Source organism: Pontibacter brevis (genome assembly GCF_054779655.1).
Map to the genome: position 1 here is coordinate 1 of NZ_BAAGXV010000019.1, position 14754 is coordinate 14754.

Consider the following 14754-nt stretch of genomic DNA (forward strand, 5'->3'; position numbering starts at 1 on the left):
CGCCGCATCGCCACCCGATACGACAAGACTGCCTCTAGCTTTCTGGCATTCCTGCACCTGGCTGCAGCCATGACACTGCTGCTATAATTGTCAACGCAGCCTAGGTCATTTTCATATTCTACAGAAAGTCTTACACTAGTAAAGCAGGTAAAAGGCCTTTCCTTAATATTTTTCTTTCGGAATCCCCTCTCAAAAATTCTGGAGGGGTTTCGAAAGAAAAATGTGCATGCACCAGCGTGGAAGTTAAAGAGCTAGGTTCTCAAAACTGAGTTAAATCCTACTCTTTGGATCCTGCTAACTGTAGCACATCTGTTGGACCATCACAGATTACGCTAGGTATTTAAGAGATTATGAAGTATTTATTGTATAATACGTTGATCAGGTCGGAGAAATAGAAGCTCAAGAAAAACTCAAGAAATGGTCTAGTGACTTTAAAACAAATCATTTACACTTGTTGAAAGACTCTTCTAATGCAAACTGGGAGTTGACCTCCCCCCGAAAAAACGGACCGTTGTAAAGTAGAGAACACGGGTAATTCATCGTGCTAAAACAAAACGAATTGGCTTGAAGAAGACAAAGTTTAATGAGGCGCAAATCTTCCGTGAGGGCGCTAGAGGTGTTCTGAAGGAGGGCATCTCTGTACATTCTGTAACCGGTAAAACTAGATACTGTAGCATGGAAGTGGGAGAGTTTAGGATGCTTTATAAGCTGAAGGAGGAGAAACGGCGATTTGAAAAGCTGGTGGCGGTTCTGAGTTTGGTCAAGCGAGTACATGGAGTAGGGCGGGGGCAACAGTAGGTTGGGTTCAAACAACAGAAGCTTTATCACCTCCAAATAAATAATAACTGGCCACATTGAGAGGTATTAAATTTACCAGTAGCGGTTTTAGTGTCCGAATAGTGTCCGAAGCAAATGAAAAAAGGCCCCCAGCTGCTGCTGAGGGCCTTTCGTGTAGCCCGTAGGGGAATCGAACCCCTGTTACCAGAATGAAAATCTGGCGTCCTAACCCCTAGACGAACGGGCCTTGTTGCTGTATTGCGATGCAAATATAGGAGGCTGTTTTTTTAATTACAAAGGCTCTACAGAAAAAAAAACACTAAAGCGATAAATGGCCTGATTTACAGCTTGAAAAAATGAAGTAATGCTATACCCAGTAAACTGCCTCCTTACTTTTCAAAAGAAATCACGCTGTACAGCTCTGGCTCCAGGAAAGGTCCGCCCGGATAACTTCCGGTATAGTCAAAGTTAATCCAGAGGTTTCCACCTGTTTCGTGGAAGTGGATTTTGCCACCGGCTACCTCATCCGGGAACAACGTACGGATAGCATAACTTACCTTATCTAAATCTTCTACAGTGCCCACCTTTACTTCTGTATACATATGGTTCGGGGATATTACCACCCGGGCTTCGCCGCCAATGGCCATCACAGAAGATGCCATCAAGATAGCGTAGTCATCACAGTCGCCGGCCAGAAGGCCCATGCTTTCTACCGGAGGAGAATAGTAGTCCATGCCCAAGGGATCGTTCACATACTTCCAGTTCAGGCGGATATGCTTGAAGAGCGAGAAGTAGCGTGTCATTTTACCAAACTTCTGGTAGTATTCATCATGGAAGTAGCGGGTGGAGTTCTCAACAGCAAAGGCACGTACTCTCGGGTCGTTCGGTTGCATGGAACTTTTTACCCGTTGGTTCTGGAAATAAGTGCCACGCACCGGCTTAAAATAGGAAACCTTATGCGGGTTGCTTGTCATATTCACAAGCAAGGCATTGTAATCATCATACATGCCTTCAAACGTTTGGTTCTTGAACGTGCTGTTAAAGCCAAACAAGCCCAGAATACTCACAAAAAGGAGCAGTGTTAGTTTTGGGCTGTAACGGTTAACAAGTACAGAAATAAAAGCAGAAATCATGAGGCACAGCAGGAAGTGCAGCTCATAATCCAGGGATTTATAGGGTGGAATATAGAAACTCAGCAACACAGCCATCGGGAACACAATGAGGATCTGGATGAACCGCACTGCAAAGTTCGTTAGGCGTAAAGAATGTAGAAACTGTAGCATATGTTCCTAATTTAATATTTTGGGCGATATAGGCAAATAAAAGCTTATATAAGCAGTGTCAAAGCTTCTTGCTGTTTATGAATACTAACGCAAAAAACATTCCTTTTTTTACGCAGCGGCCGCTTTTTTTTGATTTTATTATAAGCGGTAGGTATGTATATAATTTAAAGATTTTTAGCCGGAAAAAATTCCTTTTTCCGGAGTAAAATTTTTTGGTCTCTGCAGGGGCTGCTTTTATTTGAAAGAACGCCTGCGGCAGGTCTCTTCGCTGCTTCAGGCCCGCCTGAAGTTCGGCTAACCCAGCAGGACAGGTTTTACCTGTAGAAGCCTACACATTATAAGGGTATTTAGAGGGGAAACTGAAGTATTAGAAGGAAGTACATAGCCTGCAGCACGTGGTGTTCATTAGGGCAGGGGCTTAAAGCAACAGCGCCACCTGCTTATTTAAAACAGGTGGCGCTGTCGTTCAATTCAGAAGAAAAAACAATTGGTGCAGGTACACCATTATGTTGGCTTCAGGGCTTAGGATATTGCTTTGAAAGCTTCGTACACAAAGCAACCCACGCTCAGAGCCTTACTGATACTGAATGTAGAGGGGCTTTGGTTCTAAAGCAAGCAGTTCGTCCGGCGTCATCAGGCGTCCCGGCGGTCTTTTCAGGTCGTTTTTGTAGAAGATCTTGAAGCCGGTAAACTGAACGAGCTCCTTCTGAATATACGCCCTGTAAGAGTCTTTCTTCAATACTGGACCACCCCAGCCATCCATGTGCATCACTACCTGCACCTCCGGCCTTAATTTGATGTTTTTATAGTTTGTTACCATTCCCTGCGTAAAGCGGTGCACCACCAGTATTTTAGGCGGCAGGTTATGCTCTTTTGTTAAATCAGCAAGGTACTTGGTGGCATAGTTGATGTCTTCAGCATCGTAGGTGCCGATGCGGCGACCTGGCACGGCTCCTCTTTTCATAGAGAACTCAGGGTCTATGCCCAGGTGCACATGTGGCAACTTCAGGTATTTTTCAAGCGCCGGAATTTCTTCCTGCAGCGTGCTGTGTCCTACCTGTATGTCAAGGAAAACAATAGCATCACGTTTCTTTGCAATCTCCAGCACGTCGTCAATCATTTTGTCGGCCATGCGAAGACGGTACTTTCCGCCCGCACTCGGATGCCCCTGCGCTGTTACCACAATGGCATGGAGAGCTGGTTGCACAGGTGTCTGTGGGTCTGCCTCTTCCCATTTCGCTATTTCCTCATCCAGTTTCTGTAGCATTTGGTCTGGGGGAAGCTCCCCCAGAATACCCATGCGCTTGGAGAGTAAGTTGCCATAATAAGCAATAATGCGTTTTTGAGGCAGAATAGCGCCCGGTAAAGGTCGCGGCCCTGGGTATTCATAAGCAGCGGTATCTGGCACTGGTGCCTGTTCCGTAGCAGGAGCAGCGGCCATGGTGTCTGTTGCCATTGCCGCCGTATCTGCCGGTGCGGCAGGAGAGTTGCCTTCTATTGTATCCGCCTGGGCAGTGGCAATAACGGATGAGCTGGTGTCACGGTCCTGGGTGCAGGCACTTGTCAGCATGAGACCACAAAGCAAGGCAGCTGCTTTGGAAATATATTTCCTGGTTCGGAAACCTGTACTGGTCCTGTAGCCCAGGGATAATGGTGTGTTGTGCAGAAGGGTATTCTCACAAAACAGTCGGCGCAGATTCATCAATTTAATATTTGGGTATAAGTGGTGCTGAATATAGCTGTTTTACGAATAGCCTGCTACAATAAGCTATAGAACTTTGAGAAAAAATCAGAAATGGGTATAGTGGCGTTTCAGCCACTGGCTGAGACCTGACAACCCTGGGAAAAGCACCCGCTCTGTAATGTTCGCCTGGTCCAGTTTATCACGCACTTCCCATTTCAGGGAGGCCGGTATTATCACTCTGAAATAAAGGTCCGGGTGCTGCTTCAGCCACTGGCTTAGTTCTGCTTTCACATCCGACATCATTGAAAACAGGGCGTACTGGTGTACAATGCGTGCATCCAGGGAAGGTGGCTCCAGGAAAACAACGAACTCTTCTTCTTTAAAACTTTTCAGTGCCTTGAGCGAGGGGGCGATAGGTTCCAATACGTCGGGCGTGAACACGTTAGAGCCCTCCTCTTCCAATACCCGCTTCAGCGGCACAGGAAGATACTCGCTTGTTTTAACATAGTTGATGCACACCACACAGCCATCATGATCATACTTCGACAAGTCTGCTGTTGCAAAATGCAGCGCCACGTAGGGAGAGTAGGTCCAGTCCAGCAGCCTGGTAGGCAGGCCATGGTGCTGGGCAACAGCCAGCCAGTTCCAGATAGAGTCACCGGTGGGGTTAGAGGTGTCATAGGCATACTTGCGGAAGTTGCGGAGCAGGTGTGGCTCCAGCTTGTCGTACTGGTTGCCAATGCGCGTAATACTGGTGCTCAGGTCAAAGCTCTTGTTCCAAGTTCCGCGGTACACGAAAGAGGACCGGAAACGGTGGATGTTCTCATCCCAGCTATGGTCAAACAGAACCTTCTGCAACTCCAGCCAACTCTCCACTACAATGTCTTTTCCCAGTTCCATCTCTGTGCTTACGCTTTAAATTTTAAAAAAATTATGCTCTGCGAATACATACTTCAATACCTGTTATATGTTACACCTGCTATTCCACTTCAGGGTTGATGAGGGAGATTATTACTACAGTGTTTATTGTATAAAATATTGAATATGAGTAAATTAAAAGATTAATGTTGTACCTTTGAATATTAATTAATTGTACTATTTATATAAATGATTATAAGTTTTAGCACTAACTCTGTTTTCTATAGTGCGGTTTCTATATAGGGAACAGATAGGTAGTGAGCGCGTAATTTCTGATATGTTTCATTTTTAATACCATACCTATGTTTTATCATGATAACAAACTTCAGTACACGGTAAAAGTTGATAAACCAAACCCAGCTTTTGCCAATATGTTACAACAGGCCATTGGCGGAATAGAGGGAGAGATAAGAGTTTGCCTGCAATACTTGTTCCAGGCATGGGGCTTCAGGGGCGACTCGAAGTACCGTGATATGTTGCTGGAGACGGGAACAGAAGAAATGGCACACATTGAAATGCTGGCTACAGCAGTTGCCCTGAACCTGGAGGGGGCACCACAGTCTCTGCAGGAAGAGATGGCCAAAGATAAGATTGTTGGTGCTATTATGGGAGGTATGAACCCTCGCCACGTATTATCTGCCGGTATGAGTGCCATGCCAGTTGACTCGAACGGAGTTCCTTTCAACGGTTCCTGGGTGGTAGGCAGCGGAAATATTGCCGCCGACATGTATGCCAACGTGATGGCGGAGTCTACTGGTCGCTTGCTGGCTACTCGCTTGTGGGAGGCAACAGATGACAAAGGCATGAAGGACATGCTGTCCTTCCTTATTGCCCGCGATACGATGCACCAGAACCAGTGGCTGGCCGTGCTTGAGGATCTTGGCGGTGTAGAAGCCGTGCACCCGATTCCAAACAGCTTCCCGCAGACAATGGAGAACCAAGAGTTTAACTATACCTTTATGTCTACGCAGCTGGAGTGTAAGCCGGAAATTAACGAACGCTGGACAGAAGGAAAGTCCATTGACGGCAAGAGTGAGTTTAAGTACGTGCTGGCGAAACCACACGGACAGGAGCCGGAACTGGCAGCGCCAGCTCCAAAAGGCCATGCTCAGAAAGAACAGATGATGGGTTCTGGACCCGAAGGCTTGTTGAAAAGAGTAAAAAAGAACCTATAGGTTTTTTGAAGGGTAATACTTGTATAAAAGCGGGGGGAGTGAAATTCCTCCCGCTTTTTTTATGCCGTTCTCTAAGGAGATTTAACGCGCAGCCCAGGAGCAATCCGGGTATGGAAATCCTGACAGGAAAAACGAAAGTTCAACAATATAAAAGCTAGCAGTTCAACTGACGGGTTTAAGCTTGTATGGAGAAGATGTTGAAAGCGTATAACTCTCACTGACTAGTCTGTGAACAGTGAAAGTACGTGTGGCAAGTATGTAGTATACAAAAAAGCTCCTATGTGGATGCTGCATCGGTACGCGCTTCTGTTCTCTCAGAACAAACCCAGTTGCTTCCCGCTGCGGGTGCAGAAATGACTCAGGTTGTAAGGCCTGGTGCTTCGGCCTTTCATATACTTCTGCTTGCTCATCCTGAAGAGGGTGGCAATTGCCTCTGCAAACTTGCCTTCGCCACGCATGCGGGTGCCAAAGCGGCTGTCATTAAGGCTTCCGCCGTGGCAGTCAGCTATCTGGCTCAGCACTTTTTCTGCTTTATCCGGAAACGCCTGCCGTATCCAGTCTTCGAAGATGGGGCCAATGCTTCCGTTCAGGCGCACAATGGTGTAGCCGGCGTTACAGGCGCCTGCCTCTGCTGAAAGCCTGATGATATGAGGAATTTCTGAGTCGTTGAGGCCCGGAATGACAGGTGCCACCATTACATTGACAGGCAACCCGGCATCACTTAGCTGGCGCACTACCTCCAGCCTTTTTGTTGCCGAGGCAGTACGGGGTTCCATCTTTTGCCGCAGTTTCTCATCCAGCGTCGTGATGCTGATGTTAACGTGTACCAGGTCCAGTTTATTTAGTTCCTGCAGCAGATCAAGGTCCCGTAGTATGAGTGCGTTTTTTGTAATGATACTGACCGGGTGGCGGTACTGCAGCAGTACGCCGAGGAGTTGTCGGGTCAGTTTTTTCTTTGCCTCAATTGGCTGATAGCAGTCGGTATTTCCGGCCAGCATAATCGGCATTACCTGCCAGTTTTTATTTTCCAGTTGCCTTGCAAGCGTTTCAGGCGCATTTTCCTTTATTATTATTTTTCTTTCGAAATCAAGGCCTGCCCCATAGCCCCAGTACTGGTGTGAGTTGCGGGCATAGCAGTAAATGCAGCCATGTTCGCAGCCTTGGTAGGGGTTCATGGAATAGCCTAGCCCCAGGTCCGGACTCTCTACTTTGTTTACTATTTTTTTAGGGTTTTCCGTAAAGAACGTGGTACCGGAGTTGGACAGCATCGGCTCATCCAGGCCCTCTACATGCTCCGACACATAATCCTGTTTCAGATAAGGATTGGCCGGGTTATACTGGGCGCCCCTGCCTTTTAAATATTCCTCCGCTTGCATCATACAGCTAATTTATTGCTAATTTAATTAGTTTGCTAAGAAATATATCAAAAAGGTTTAGTGTTGAATTCGGTAAGAAGTAAAAAAAGGTTCCATAAGCGCGATAACTGGCTTTAGCAACATAAGCCCCGCCACACCGTAATCCTATTCAACAGGCTTTTTGCCTGCACAAAGCCTATTTTAACTGCAGTTAGTGCCAAAAACAAAAACTATGAAACAAGAATCAGGAGCCACATTACCCATCTGGGAGAAAAACATAAACCTACCTAGCACGCAGCATCTGCGCGAGAATTTAGCCTGTGATGTGTGTGTGGTTGGTGCAGGTATAACAGGGCTCACAGCGGCCTACCTGTTGGCAAGTGAAGGAAAAAAGGTTGTTGTTCTGGAGTCAAAAAGTATTGGCGGCGGTGAAACAAGCCGGACTACGGCTCATCTTTCCAATGCCCTTGACGATCAGTATTACAACCTGATACAAACTTTTGGGGAGTCTGGTGCTAAGCTTGCTTGCCAGAGCCATGCCGCAGCAATAGATAAAATAGAGGCCATAGCGAAGGACGCCAACATCGACTGTGATTTTGCCCGCGTTGACGGCTACCTGGTGGCAAACGACCATGAGCAGGAGAAACTGGTTTTAAAAGAGCTAGAAGCGCTGCAGCAAATGGGCTGGGATGAAGTTATACTGCGGAAGGAGAGTCCTGTACCGTCACTGACAACACTCCCCAGCCTTCATTACCCAAACCAGGGGCGTATCCACCCCATGAAGTATATAGCGGGGCTGGCGCGTGCCATCATAGATAAAGGAGGAATAATTTGTACCGACACCCATGTTGTCGACTTCAAGAGAGGGCCCGTCACTACGGTAGTATCGGAGACAGGTCATGCGGTATCAGCCAACCATCTGATAGTAGCCACCAACACACCCGTGAATGATAAAGTGACGATGCATACCAAGCTGGTTCCTTACCGCACCTATGTGATAGCCGCAAGGGTGCCGAAGGACGCCGTGCCGGACGCGTTGTTCTGGGACATGGAAGAGCCTTACCATTACGTGCGGCTGCAGCGAAGCGAAGGAGAGGACATAGACTATGATATTTTAATTGTAGGAGGAGAAGACCATAAGACAGGCCAGGACGATAATCTGATGAAGCACTTCCGGGAACTGGAGCGCTGGACACGCCTGAAATTTCCGATGGCGACGGAAGTAGATTACCTCTGGTCGGGGCAGGTGTTTGAGCCGGTGGATGGCCTGGCTTATATTGGCCGCAACCCCGGCGACAACAATGTGTACATTGCCACCGGCGACTCCGGCCACGGCACCACACACGGTACCATGGCCGGCATGATCATTAACGACCTGATTATGGGTCGCGACAATCCCTGGGCGGCCCTATATGATCCATCCCGAAGCGGCCTGAAGTCGGCGGGTGACTACATGAAGCACAATGTGAATGTGATGGCGCAGTTTAAAGACTATGTAACGCCTGGAGAAGTAGACGATCCGATGCAGATTATGCCTGGCACCGGTGCCATTATGAGGGAGGGCACCCACAAGATAGCCGTGTACTGTGACCAGAACGGCATCCGCCATAGGTTTTCGGCTGTTTGCAAGCACATGGGGTGCGTGGTAAACTGGAATGAGGTGGAAAGCTCCTGGGACTGCCCCTGCCATGGCTCCCGCTACGATCCGCTGGGCAAAGTGATAACGGGTCCGGCAACCGGAGACCTGGACCCGATAAAGTAACGGAAACCTATAAAAAAAAGAAGCCGCTGTTGTAAGACACAACAGCGGCTTCTTTTTTTTGCTGCCTTTTCTCAAGGCTTACTTATAAGGCTCCAGCGCTTTGAGACGTTGCGCAACATTATTCGCCCACAAACGCTCCTGCTCCGCGTTCAGCCCATGTTTGGACGCCTTGTCAAAAGCATCCTGCTCCGCCTTCCATTTAGAGAAAGCCTTGTTTACAGTGCTATTGAGTTTTTCCTTCAGGTTACCGCAATCCAGCGTTTTTAACTGCCTGCGCAGCAACCGGGCATGCACTTCCGTCAGGTCGAAGTGCAGCTGCTCATGCTCCAGCAATTGCTTTGATTTCTTATTCTTAGACCAGGACTCGGTTGGCAGAAACACACAGTTTACCTGATAGGTAAACCCCTGGTTTTTGCAGTTGGCGTTCACGGCAAGATTTGCCGCCGTTAAGGCATGGTGCGGGTTGTTATCATCAGGTGTGCCTCTGAAGTCGTCCCAGGACAAACGGCGGTTATCAGACCAGGTGACTTGATCAACTACAATGGTTTCTGCTACAGGGGCATATACGTTTTCTTTCTTAGCAGTAGCGTCAGGAAAGAGGAGGGGAAGCAATATTCTTGCCCACAGCGACAGGAATAAGGTAAAGGTGTACATTTTACTTTGGCTAAAAGTTTATACATGCTAAACAAACAGTTCACGAGCCATGGAAAAGCCGATGCAAGTAAAAGCCTTTTGCCTGTACCTTAGCTGCGTATCAGGCGGTGGCTCAGTGTCTGGAACCTGAAGGTTAACAGAACAGCCGCAACCGATAAACCGGTCAGCAGCCCCATCCAGATGCCATTTACCCCGAAATCAACTTTAAAGCACAGAAAATACCCTACAGGCAAACCAACTCCCCAATAAGCAATCAGCGAGATGAGGCTTGGTACTTTTACGTCCTCCAGTCCGCGTAAAGCACCCAGGCCCACCACCTGTATTCCATCAGAGATTTGGAACAGTGCCGCAATCACAAGCAGGGAAGAGGCAATACGAATCACCTCCGGGTCATCTATGTAAAGTATGGGAATAAGTTCATTTCCCAGTATCATCAATAACCCGCTGCAGACCATGAACCCGGCACCCATCACCAGGTTGCTGATGCCTGCCATGCGCATGGCCCTGTAATTGCCCAATCCCTTCTGGTTCCCCACGCGGATGGTGGCTGCTGCCCCAATGCCGCTTGCCATCATGTAAGTAACGGAGGCCACATTGATGGCTATCTGGTGAGCAGCCAGTTCTTTGGCTCCCAACCAGCCAATCATGACAGCAGAGAAACTGAAGGCCCCCATCTCGAAGATCATTTGCCCGGATATAGGCAAACCCAGCTTAAAGATGCGGTACATGTGGATGAAGGAGAGATGGCGCAGTCGCAGGAAATGACGGTAAACAGCAAATCGCTTTCCATACATCACATACCCAACCATCATCATGGCCATCACCACACGCGAGATAAGTGTTGCCCAGCCGGCACCTACCAGTCCCATTGGCTCGAATCCTAATTTACCGAAAATTAAAATATAATTAAGCAAAATATTTAAAGAATTTGCAACGATTGAAATCCACATGGCCTGTTTTGTCAAAGAGAGACCCTCAGCGAACTGGCGGAAGGCCTGGAACACCATCAGCGGCACCATTGAAAGGAACAGTATGTTGATGTAAGGCACTGCCAGCTCCACTACACGGGGTGGTTGCTCCAGCAGAGTGATGTAGGGGGAGAGAAAATAACCGGCAATAAAAAGCAGGATGCCCAGGAGTACATTTGATACCAGGCCATTCAGCAACAGCAACGAAATCCGGGTATAATTTCTGCGGCCATCTGCCGCCGCTATCAACGGTGTAATGCTGTAGGATACGCCAAGCCCGAACACAAGCGTAATGGTGAAGATGCTGTTGCCAAGCGAGGCGGCTGCCAGGGGCAAAGTGCCAATCTGCCCCACCATCAAACTGTCGAACACGCTCACCATAATATGTCCCAACTGGCTTAACACGACAGGATAGGCAAGAGTGAAATTCCTGGAAAAATGTTGCTTATAGGTGAAGGTATCCATGCGTTGCGGTAAATTCTTATTCGGCCCGCAAAAGTAGCGCTTTTCTCCGGATGCGGTGTGCTTAATTCAGTAGTATGTGCAGGGAAGGAGGTGGGAACGAACGATGTAATGACACCCGCCTGTTTAGAATAATGTCTTACACAGCACCTACAAAAACACAGCCACTGCCGCAATGAAGCAGCAGTGGCTGTGTTCGTTCTTTCATATTGATGAATGAAGTAAGCTGATTCTCTTACGATACCACCGGCCGGGCGTAGGTTTGAGCGTCTTCTAACGTTATTTCATGACCGCTCATGATAACAAGGCGTTCTACCACATTGCGGAGTTCGCGCACATTGCCGCGCCAGTCCAGCTGCTGCAGAAACTGTAAGGCTTCGGGCGTAATGGTTTTAGGTTTATTGCCGTAGTCGTTCGCAATGTCGGTGAGAAATTTCTGCACCAGGTCCGGAATATCCTCGCGGCGGTCGTTGAGCGGCGGCACATGAATCAGGATAACGCCCAGGCGGTGGTACAGGTCTTCCCGGAAGTTTTTGGCTTCTATTTCTTCCAGCAGGTTTTTATTTGTTGCTGCTACAACCCGCACATCCACCTTTATGTCTTTGTCGCCACCAACGCGCGTTATGCGGTGTTCCTGCAGGGCACGCAACACCTTGGCCTGCGCCGAAAGACTCATGTCACCTACCTCATCTAAAAACAGCGTTCCGCCATTTGCCTGCTCAAACTTGCCAATGCGTTGTTTGACAGCCGAAGTAAAAGAGCCCTTTTCGTGGCCGAACAATTCACTCTCAATCAACTCGCTGGGAATAGCGGCGCAGTTAACTTCAATCAACGGTCCGTTGCTGCGGTTGCTGTTCTCGTGTATGGCCCGTGCCACGAGTTCTTTTCCAGAGCCGTTCGGACCCGTAATCAGCACACGGGCATCAGTGGGTGCTACCTTTTCAATCGCACCTTTCACGCGACCAAGCGCTGCAGAGCTGCCCACCATTTCGTAGGTTTTGGAGATTTTCTTTTTTAGAATTTTCGTCTCCGTTACCAGGTTTGATTTGTCCAGTGCATTGCGCACGCTTACCAGCAGGCGGTTCAGATCGGGCGGCTTCTGCAGAAAATCATAGGCTCCTTTTTTTGTAGCTTCCACGGCTGTGTCTATAGTGCCGTGGGCTGATATCATGATAAAAGGGGAGTCCGGCGAAATTTCCATTGCCTTTTCCAGCACCTCTATTCCGTCCATACCAGGCATTTTGATGTCGCAAAGCACTGCGTCGTATTTCGACCTGCCCAGCAGTTGCAGTGCTTTCTCGCCATCCTCGGCCTCGTCTACTGTATAATTTTCAAATTCAAGTATTTCTTTCAGTGTGCTCCGGATGGCCCGCTCATCATCTACTATTAATACTTTGGGCATAGTTTTATTTTGTTGTCAGGATAAGTATATACATATTTAAACTGCTTGTCAAGGCGGTTGTTCGGTTTTACGAAAAAGAACCTGTTCCGATTCCATAGCGGCTGCCTGTGCAAAACCTTTCCTGCAAACAAAGTATAACGTCTTTTAAATGATGATTCAGGCGTGGGCTACCGCTGGTTCGGTAGCTTTTAGTAAAGGCTCTTCTTTCTGGTAAATTAACAGGTACCCTCCCTGGTAGCCATTCAATGATTCCACGTACTGGATGGCGGTATTCAAAGATTCCTTCGCTGTCTTGCAAAGGCCTTCAATACTTTGGTTGCCGTAGTTGCAAAACATGTCATTTCCATTGTGCGATACATGCTTCACATAATGACTAGCTTCTTCTTCCTTTATGTCATCAAAGGCTAGTGCACAGGCAACACCTATGCCTTTGGATTCGCACAAGGTTTTTGCCCGCTCCACTTCCTTCAGACTTCTAAAGGACAGCATCATAAATCCTGTTCGAAGATCAATACATTCCATAAAATTTAAGCTTTGTGAGTAAAATCGAATTGGTAAAATGTGGTATTAGTAGCAAGGGTAATACTTGTAACAGCTTCGTTTAGTTTTAATTATCTCACAATCTTAAGTTGAACAGGTACCCGGCTTAACCAAAAAAATCTACTAAAAGTGCTTTATCTGTAAGTAGACAGAGGTTCAAACATTGTTAAATTTTTTTTAACTTTTATCAAGTTGCTCCATAATAAATAGAAAAGATTTTAACGGATTGAATTTTCAGCCTCAGTAGGAGGGGGGAAATTACTGTTTGGGGAAGGGCAAATTTTAATTTTAGAAGCAGCTTGCAATAACTGCAACAGGTGCAAAAATGATTTTTCCTGGCTGCATGTTCAAGCACTGGTAAGTAGTTTTTATCTCTTTCTGATTTCTTACCAATCTCATCCGTATTACTACCCGTTATAGCGCTAAACTTAAAAAAAAATCTGGAAACGCCGTACCATCTAGTAGTTGTCTGCAATATGGTATAATCTGAAATACAAACAGATACCTATTGAAGAGGCTGCTTTTTACAACAACACAACAATATTCTTAGAACATTATGAAAGCAAATTACATGGAGAAGTGGAGAAAGATAGGCACATTGTTTTGCATCGCTACGGTGTTAGGTTTTACAGCATGTAACGACGATGAGGAGGAGATGGAACGGTTTGACAATAACAGGTTTTACTCCGACTACAGAGCCAGTAACCTCTTCGAGAACTCGGATGTAAACCAAAACCAGTCTTTTGATGAGAACGAGTTTAACCAGGATGCCTTTAACACCTGGGACACGGACAGGAACGGTAACATCGACCAGAATGAGTTTAACAGAGCCTCAGCAGACTTCAGGGTTAACAACACCAACTGGAGCACATGGGACGCCGATCAGAATGGAAATTTAAACCAGCAGGAGTTTAACGCCGGCTATGCTTCGAATGATTTTTACAATACCTGGGACGCTGATCAGAATGGAAACCTTTCGGAGCGTGAGTTCACGGATGGAACCTTCAACCAGTTAGATGCAGGCGGTACGGGGCAAATGACTGCGGCCGATTATAACAGGTTTAACAATACCTATTACAGATTCTAGTAAGAGTTTGGTTCAGTTAAAAAAGGCTTGCAGGTTCAGTACCTGTAAGCCTTTTTTTATTTGTCGTGCTTATGAAAAATACCTTTCCTCACACCACACCTTTCAGAAACATGAAAGGATCAGTCCCATATGCTATGCTAACCTCGTCCGTTGCTGTCTCCGTACAAAAATAAAGCGGCGAATGTAAAATAGTATGATGCTGGAATGACATGGAATTGGTAACTGCATTTGACAGGGAATATGTCACCATACGTCACAGTCCGGAAGAGAAGTTTATCTGGAATGAGTGGAGAAGTGCCATTCCACGGCCACAACTACGGGAGGCCATTATGTTTGCCTGTAACTTTATACTGGACAACCATGTGGAGCTGATTCTGGCAGACTATGCCCGCATGTGTGCCCCATTGTGGAAGACCAGGTGTGGATAGCGGTATATTCTGCTGAACTGCTGCAGCATAGCAAACTAAGGAAAGTAGCGAACCTGATGGCGCAGGATATTTTCCAGCAATTAGCTATTGAGCGGATTTACGAAAAGGCCTCTGAATTACCCATGCCCTGCGAGACCAGGGAGTTTGTCTCGAGGGAAGAGGCATTGGAGTGGCTGTTTCCTGACTAGCTTAAGGATGTGGCTTATGGATGCAACACCTTCTCTTTTTGTATAGCAGAAGCTATAATAAATTTACTAAC

At 47.1% G+C, this 14754-nt stretch carries 13 protein-coding genes and 1 tRNA gene; 5 read left to right on the plus strand and 9 right to left on the minus strand.

The genetic code is table 11. From position 1 onward, the window contains the following. Positions 1-952: 952 nt before the first annotated feature. The 4 genes from ACYVB1_RS05020 to ACYVB1_RS05035 all read right to left on the minus strand — a co-directional run bounded on the left by ACYVB1_RS05020 (position 953) and on the right by ACYVB1_RS05035 (position 4644). Positions 953-1024, minus strand: a tRNA-Glu gene (locus ACYVB1_RS05020). A 142-nt stretch (positions 1025-1166) separates the two neighbouring features. Then, positions 1167-2060 carry a transglutaminase gene (locus ACYVB1_RS05025; protein WP_460921207.1) on the minus strand — a complete coding sequence of 298 codons (894 nt, stop codon included), beginning with the start codon at positions 2058-2060 and terminating at the stop codon, positions 1167-1169. Positions 2061-2634: 574 nt separating this feature from the next. Continuing rightward, on the minus strand, positions 2635-3762 hold the full coding sequence (locus ACYVB1_RS05030) for a hypothetical protein (RefSeq protein ID WP_460921209.1): 1128 nt from the start codon (positions 3760-3762) through the stop codon (positions 2635-2637). An 87-nt stretch (positions 3763-3849) separates the two neighbouring features. After that, positions 3850-4644, minus strand: coding sequence for an FRG domain-containing protein (locus tag ACYVB1_RS05035; RefSeq protein ID WP_460921211.1), 795 nt, complete (start codon positions 4642-4644; stop codon positions 3850-3852). Between the two features lie 320 nt (positions 4645-4964). On the opposite strand from ACYVB1_RS05035, the gene ACYVB1_RS05040 reads away from it, so the two are divergent. Continuing rightward, positions 4965-5837, plus strand: a complete 873-nt coding sequence (locus ACYVB1_RS05040) for a manganese catalase (RefSeq protein ID WP_460921213.1) — start codon at positions 4965-4967, stop codon at positions 5835-5837. Positions 5838-6151: 314 nt separating this feature from the next. Here ACYVB1_RS05040 and ACYVB1_RS05045 read toward each other — a convergent pair whose 3' ends face one another. After that, positions 6152-7213: a PA0069 family radical SAM protein gene (locus ACYVB1_RS05045; RefSeq protein WP_460921349.1), complete on the minus strand. Its 1062-nt coding sequence runs from the start codon at positions 7211-7213 to the stop codon at positions 6152-6154. A 211-nt stretch (positions 7214-7424) separates the two neighbouring features. Here ACYVB1_RS05045 and ACYVB1_RS05050 point away from each other — a divergent pair, with 211 nt between their 5' ends. Beyond that, complete coding sequence (locus ACYVB1_RS05050) at positions 7425-8954, plus strand: FAD-dependent oxidoreductase (RefSeq protein ID WP_460921215.1); 1530 nt, start codon at positions 7425-7427, stop codon at positions 8952-8954. Between the two features lie 78 nt (positions 8955-9032). On the opposite strand, the gene ACYVB1_RS05055 is transcribed toward ACYVB1_RS05050, so the two are convergent. The 4 genes from ACYVB1_RS05055 to ACYVB1_RS05070 all read right to left on the minus strand — a co-directional run bounded on the left by ACYVB1_RS05055 (position 9033) and on the right by ACYVB1_RS05070 (position 12962). Further along, on the minus strand, positions 9033-9608 hold the full coding sequence (locus tag ACYVB1_RS05055) for a DUF922 domain-containing protein (protein WP_460921217.1): 576 nt from the start codon (positions 9606-9608) through the stop codon (positions 9033-9035). An 89-nt stretch (positions 9609-9697) separates the two neighbouring features. Then, the gene (locus ACYVB1_RS05060) at positions 9698-11041 is read right to left on the minus strand and encodes an MATE family efflux transporter (protein WP_460921220.1); all 1344 of its coding nucleotides are present in this window, start codon (positions 11039-11041) and stop codon (positions 9698-9700) included. Positions 11042-11273: 232 nt separating this feature from the next. Next, positions 11274-12440, minus strand: coding sequence for a sigma-54-dependent transcriptional regulator (locus ACYVB1_RS05065; protein WP_460921223.1), 1167 nt, complete (start codon positions 12438-12440; stop codon positions 11274-11276). Between the two features lie 156 nt (positions 12441-12596). After that, entirely contained in the window at positions 12597-12962 is a 366-nt protein-coding gene (locus ACYVB1_RS05070) for a hypothetical protein (protein ID WP_460921225.1), read from the minus strand. Positions 12963-13536: 574 nt separating this feature from the next. On the opposite strand from ACYVB1_RS05070, the gene ACYVB1_RS05075 reads away from it, so the two are divergent. The 3 genes from ACYVB1_RS05075 to ACYVB1_RS05085 all read left to right on the plus strand — a co-directional run bounded on the left by ACYVB1_RS05075 (position 13537) and on the right by ACYVB1_RS05085 (position 14683). Beyond that, positions 13537-14067: an EF-hand domain-containing protein gene (locus ACYVB1_RS05075; protein WP_460921227.1), complete on the plus strand. Its 531-nt coding sequence runs from the start codon at positions 13537-13539 to the stop codon at positions 14065-14067. A 209-nt stretch (positions 14068-14276) separates the two neighbouring features. Beyond that, the gene (locus tag ACYVB1_RS05080) at positions 14277-14495 is read left to right on the plus strand and encodes a hypothetical protein (protein ID WP_460921229.1); all 219 of its coding nucleotides are present in this window, start codon (positions 14277-14279) and stop codon (positions 14493-14495) included. Beyond that, positions 14474-14683, plus strand: a complete 210-nt coding sequence (locus ACYVB1_RS05085; RefSeq protein ID WP_460921232.1) for a hypothetical protein — start codon at positions 14474-14476, stop codon at positions 14681-14683. Before ACYVB1_RS05080 ends, ACYVB1_RS05085 begins: the two co-directional genes overlap by 22 nt. The last annotated feature ends 71 nt before the right edge of the window (positions 14684-14754 follow it).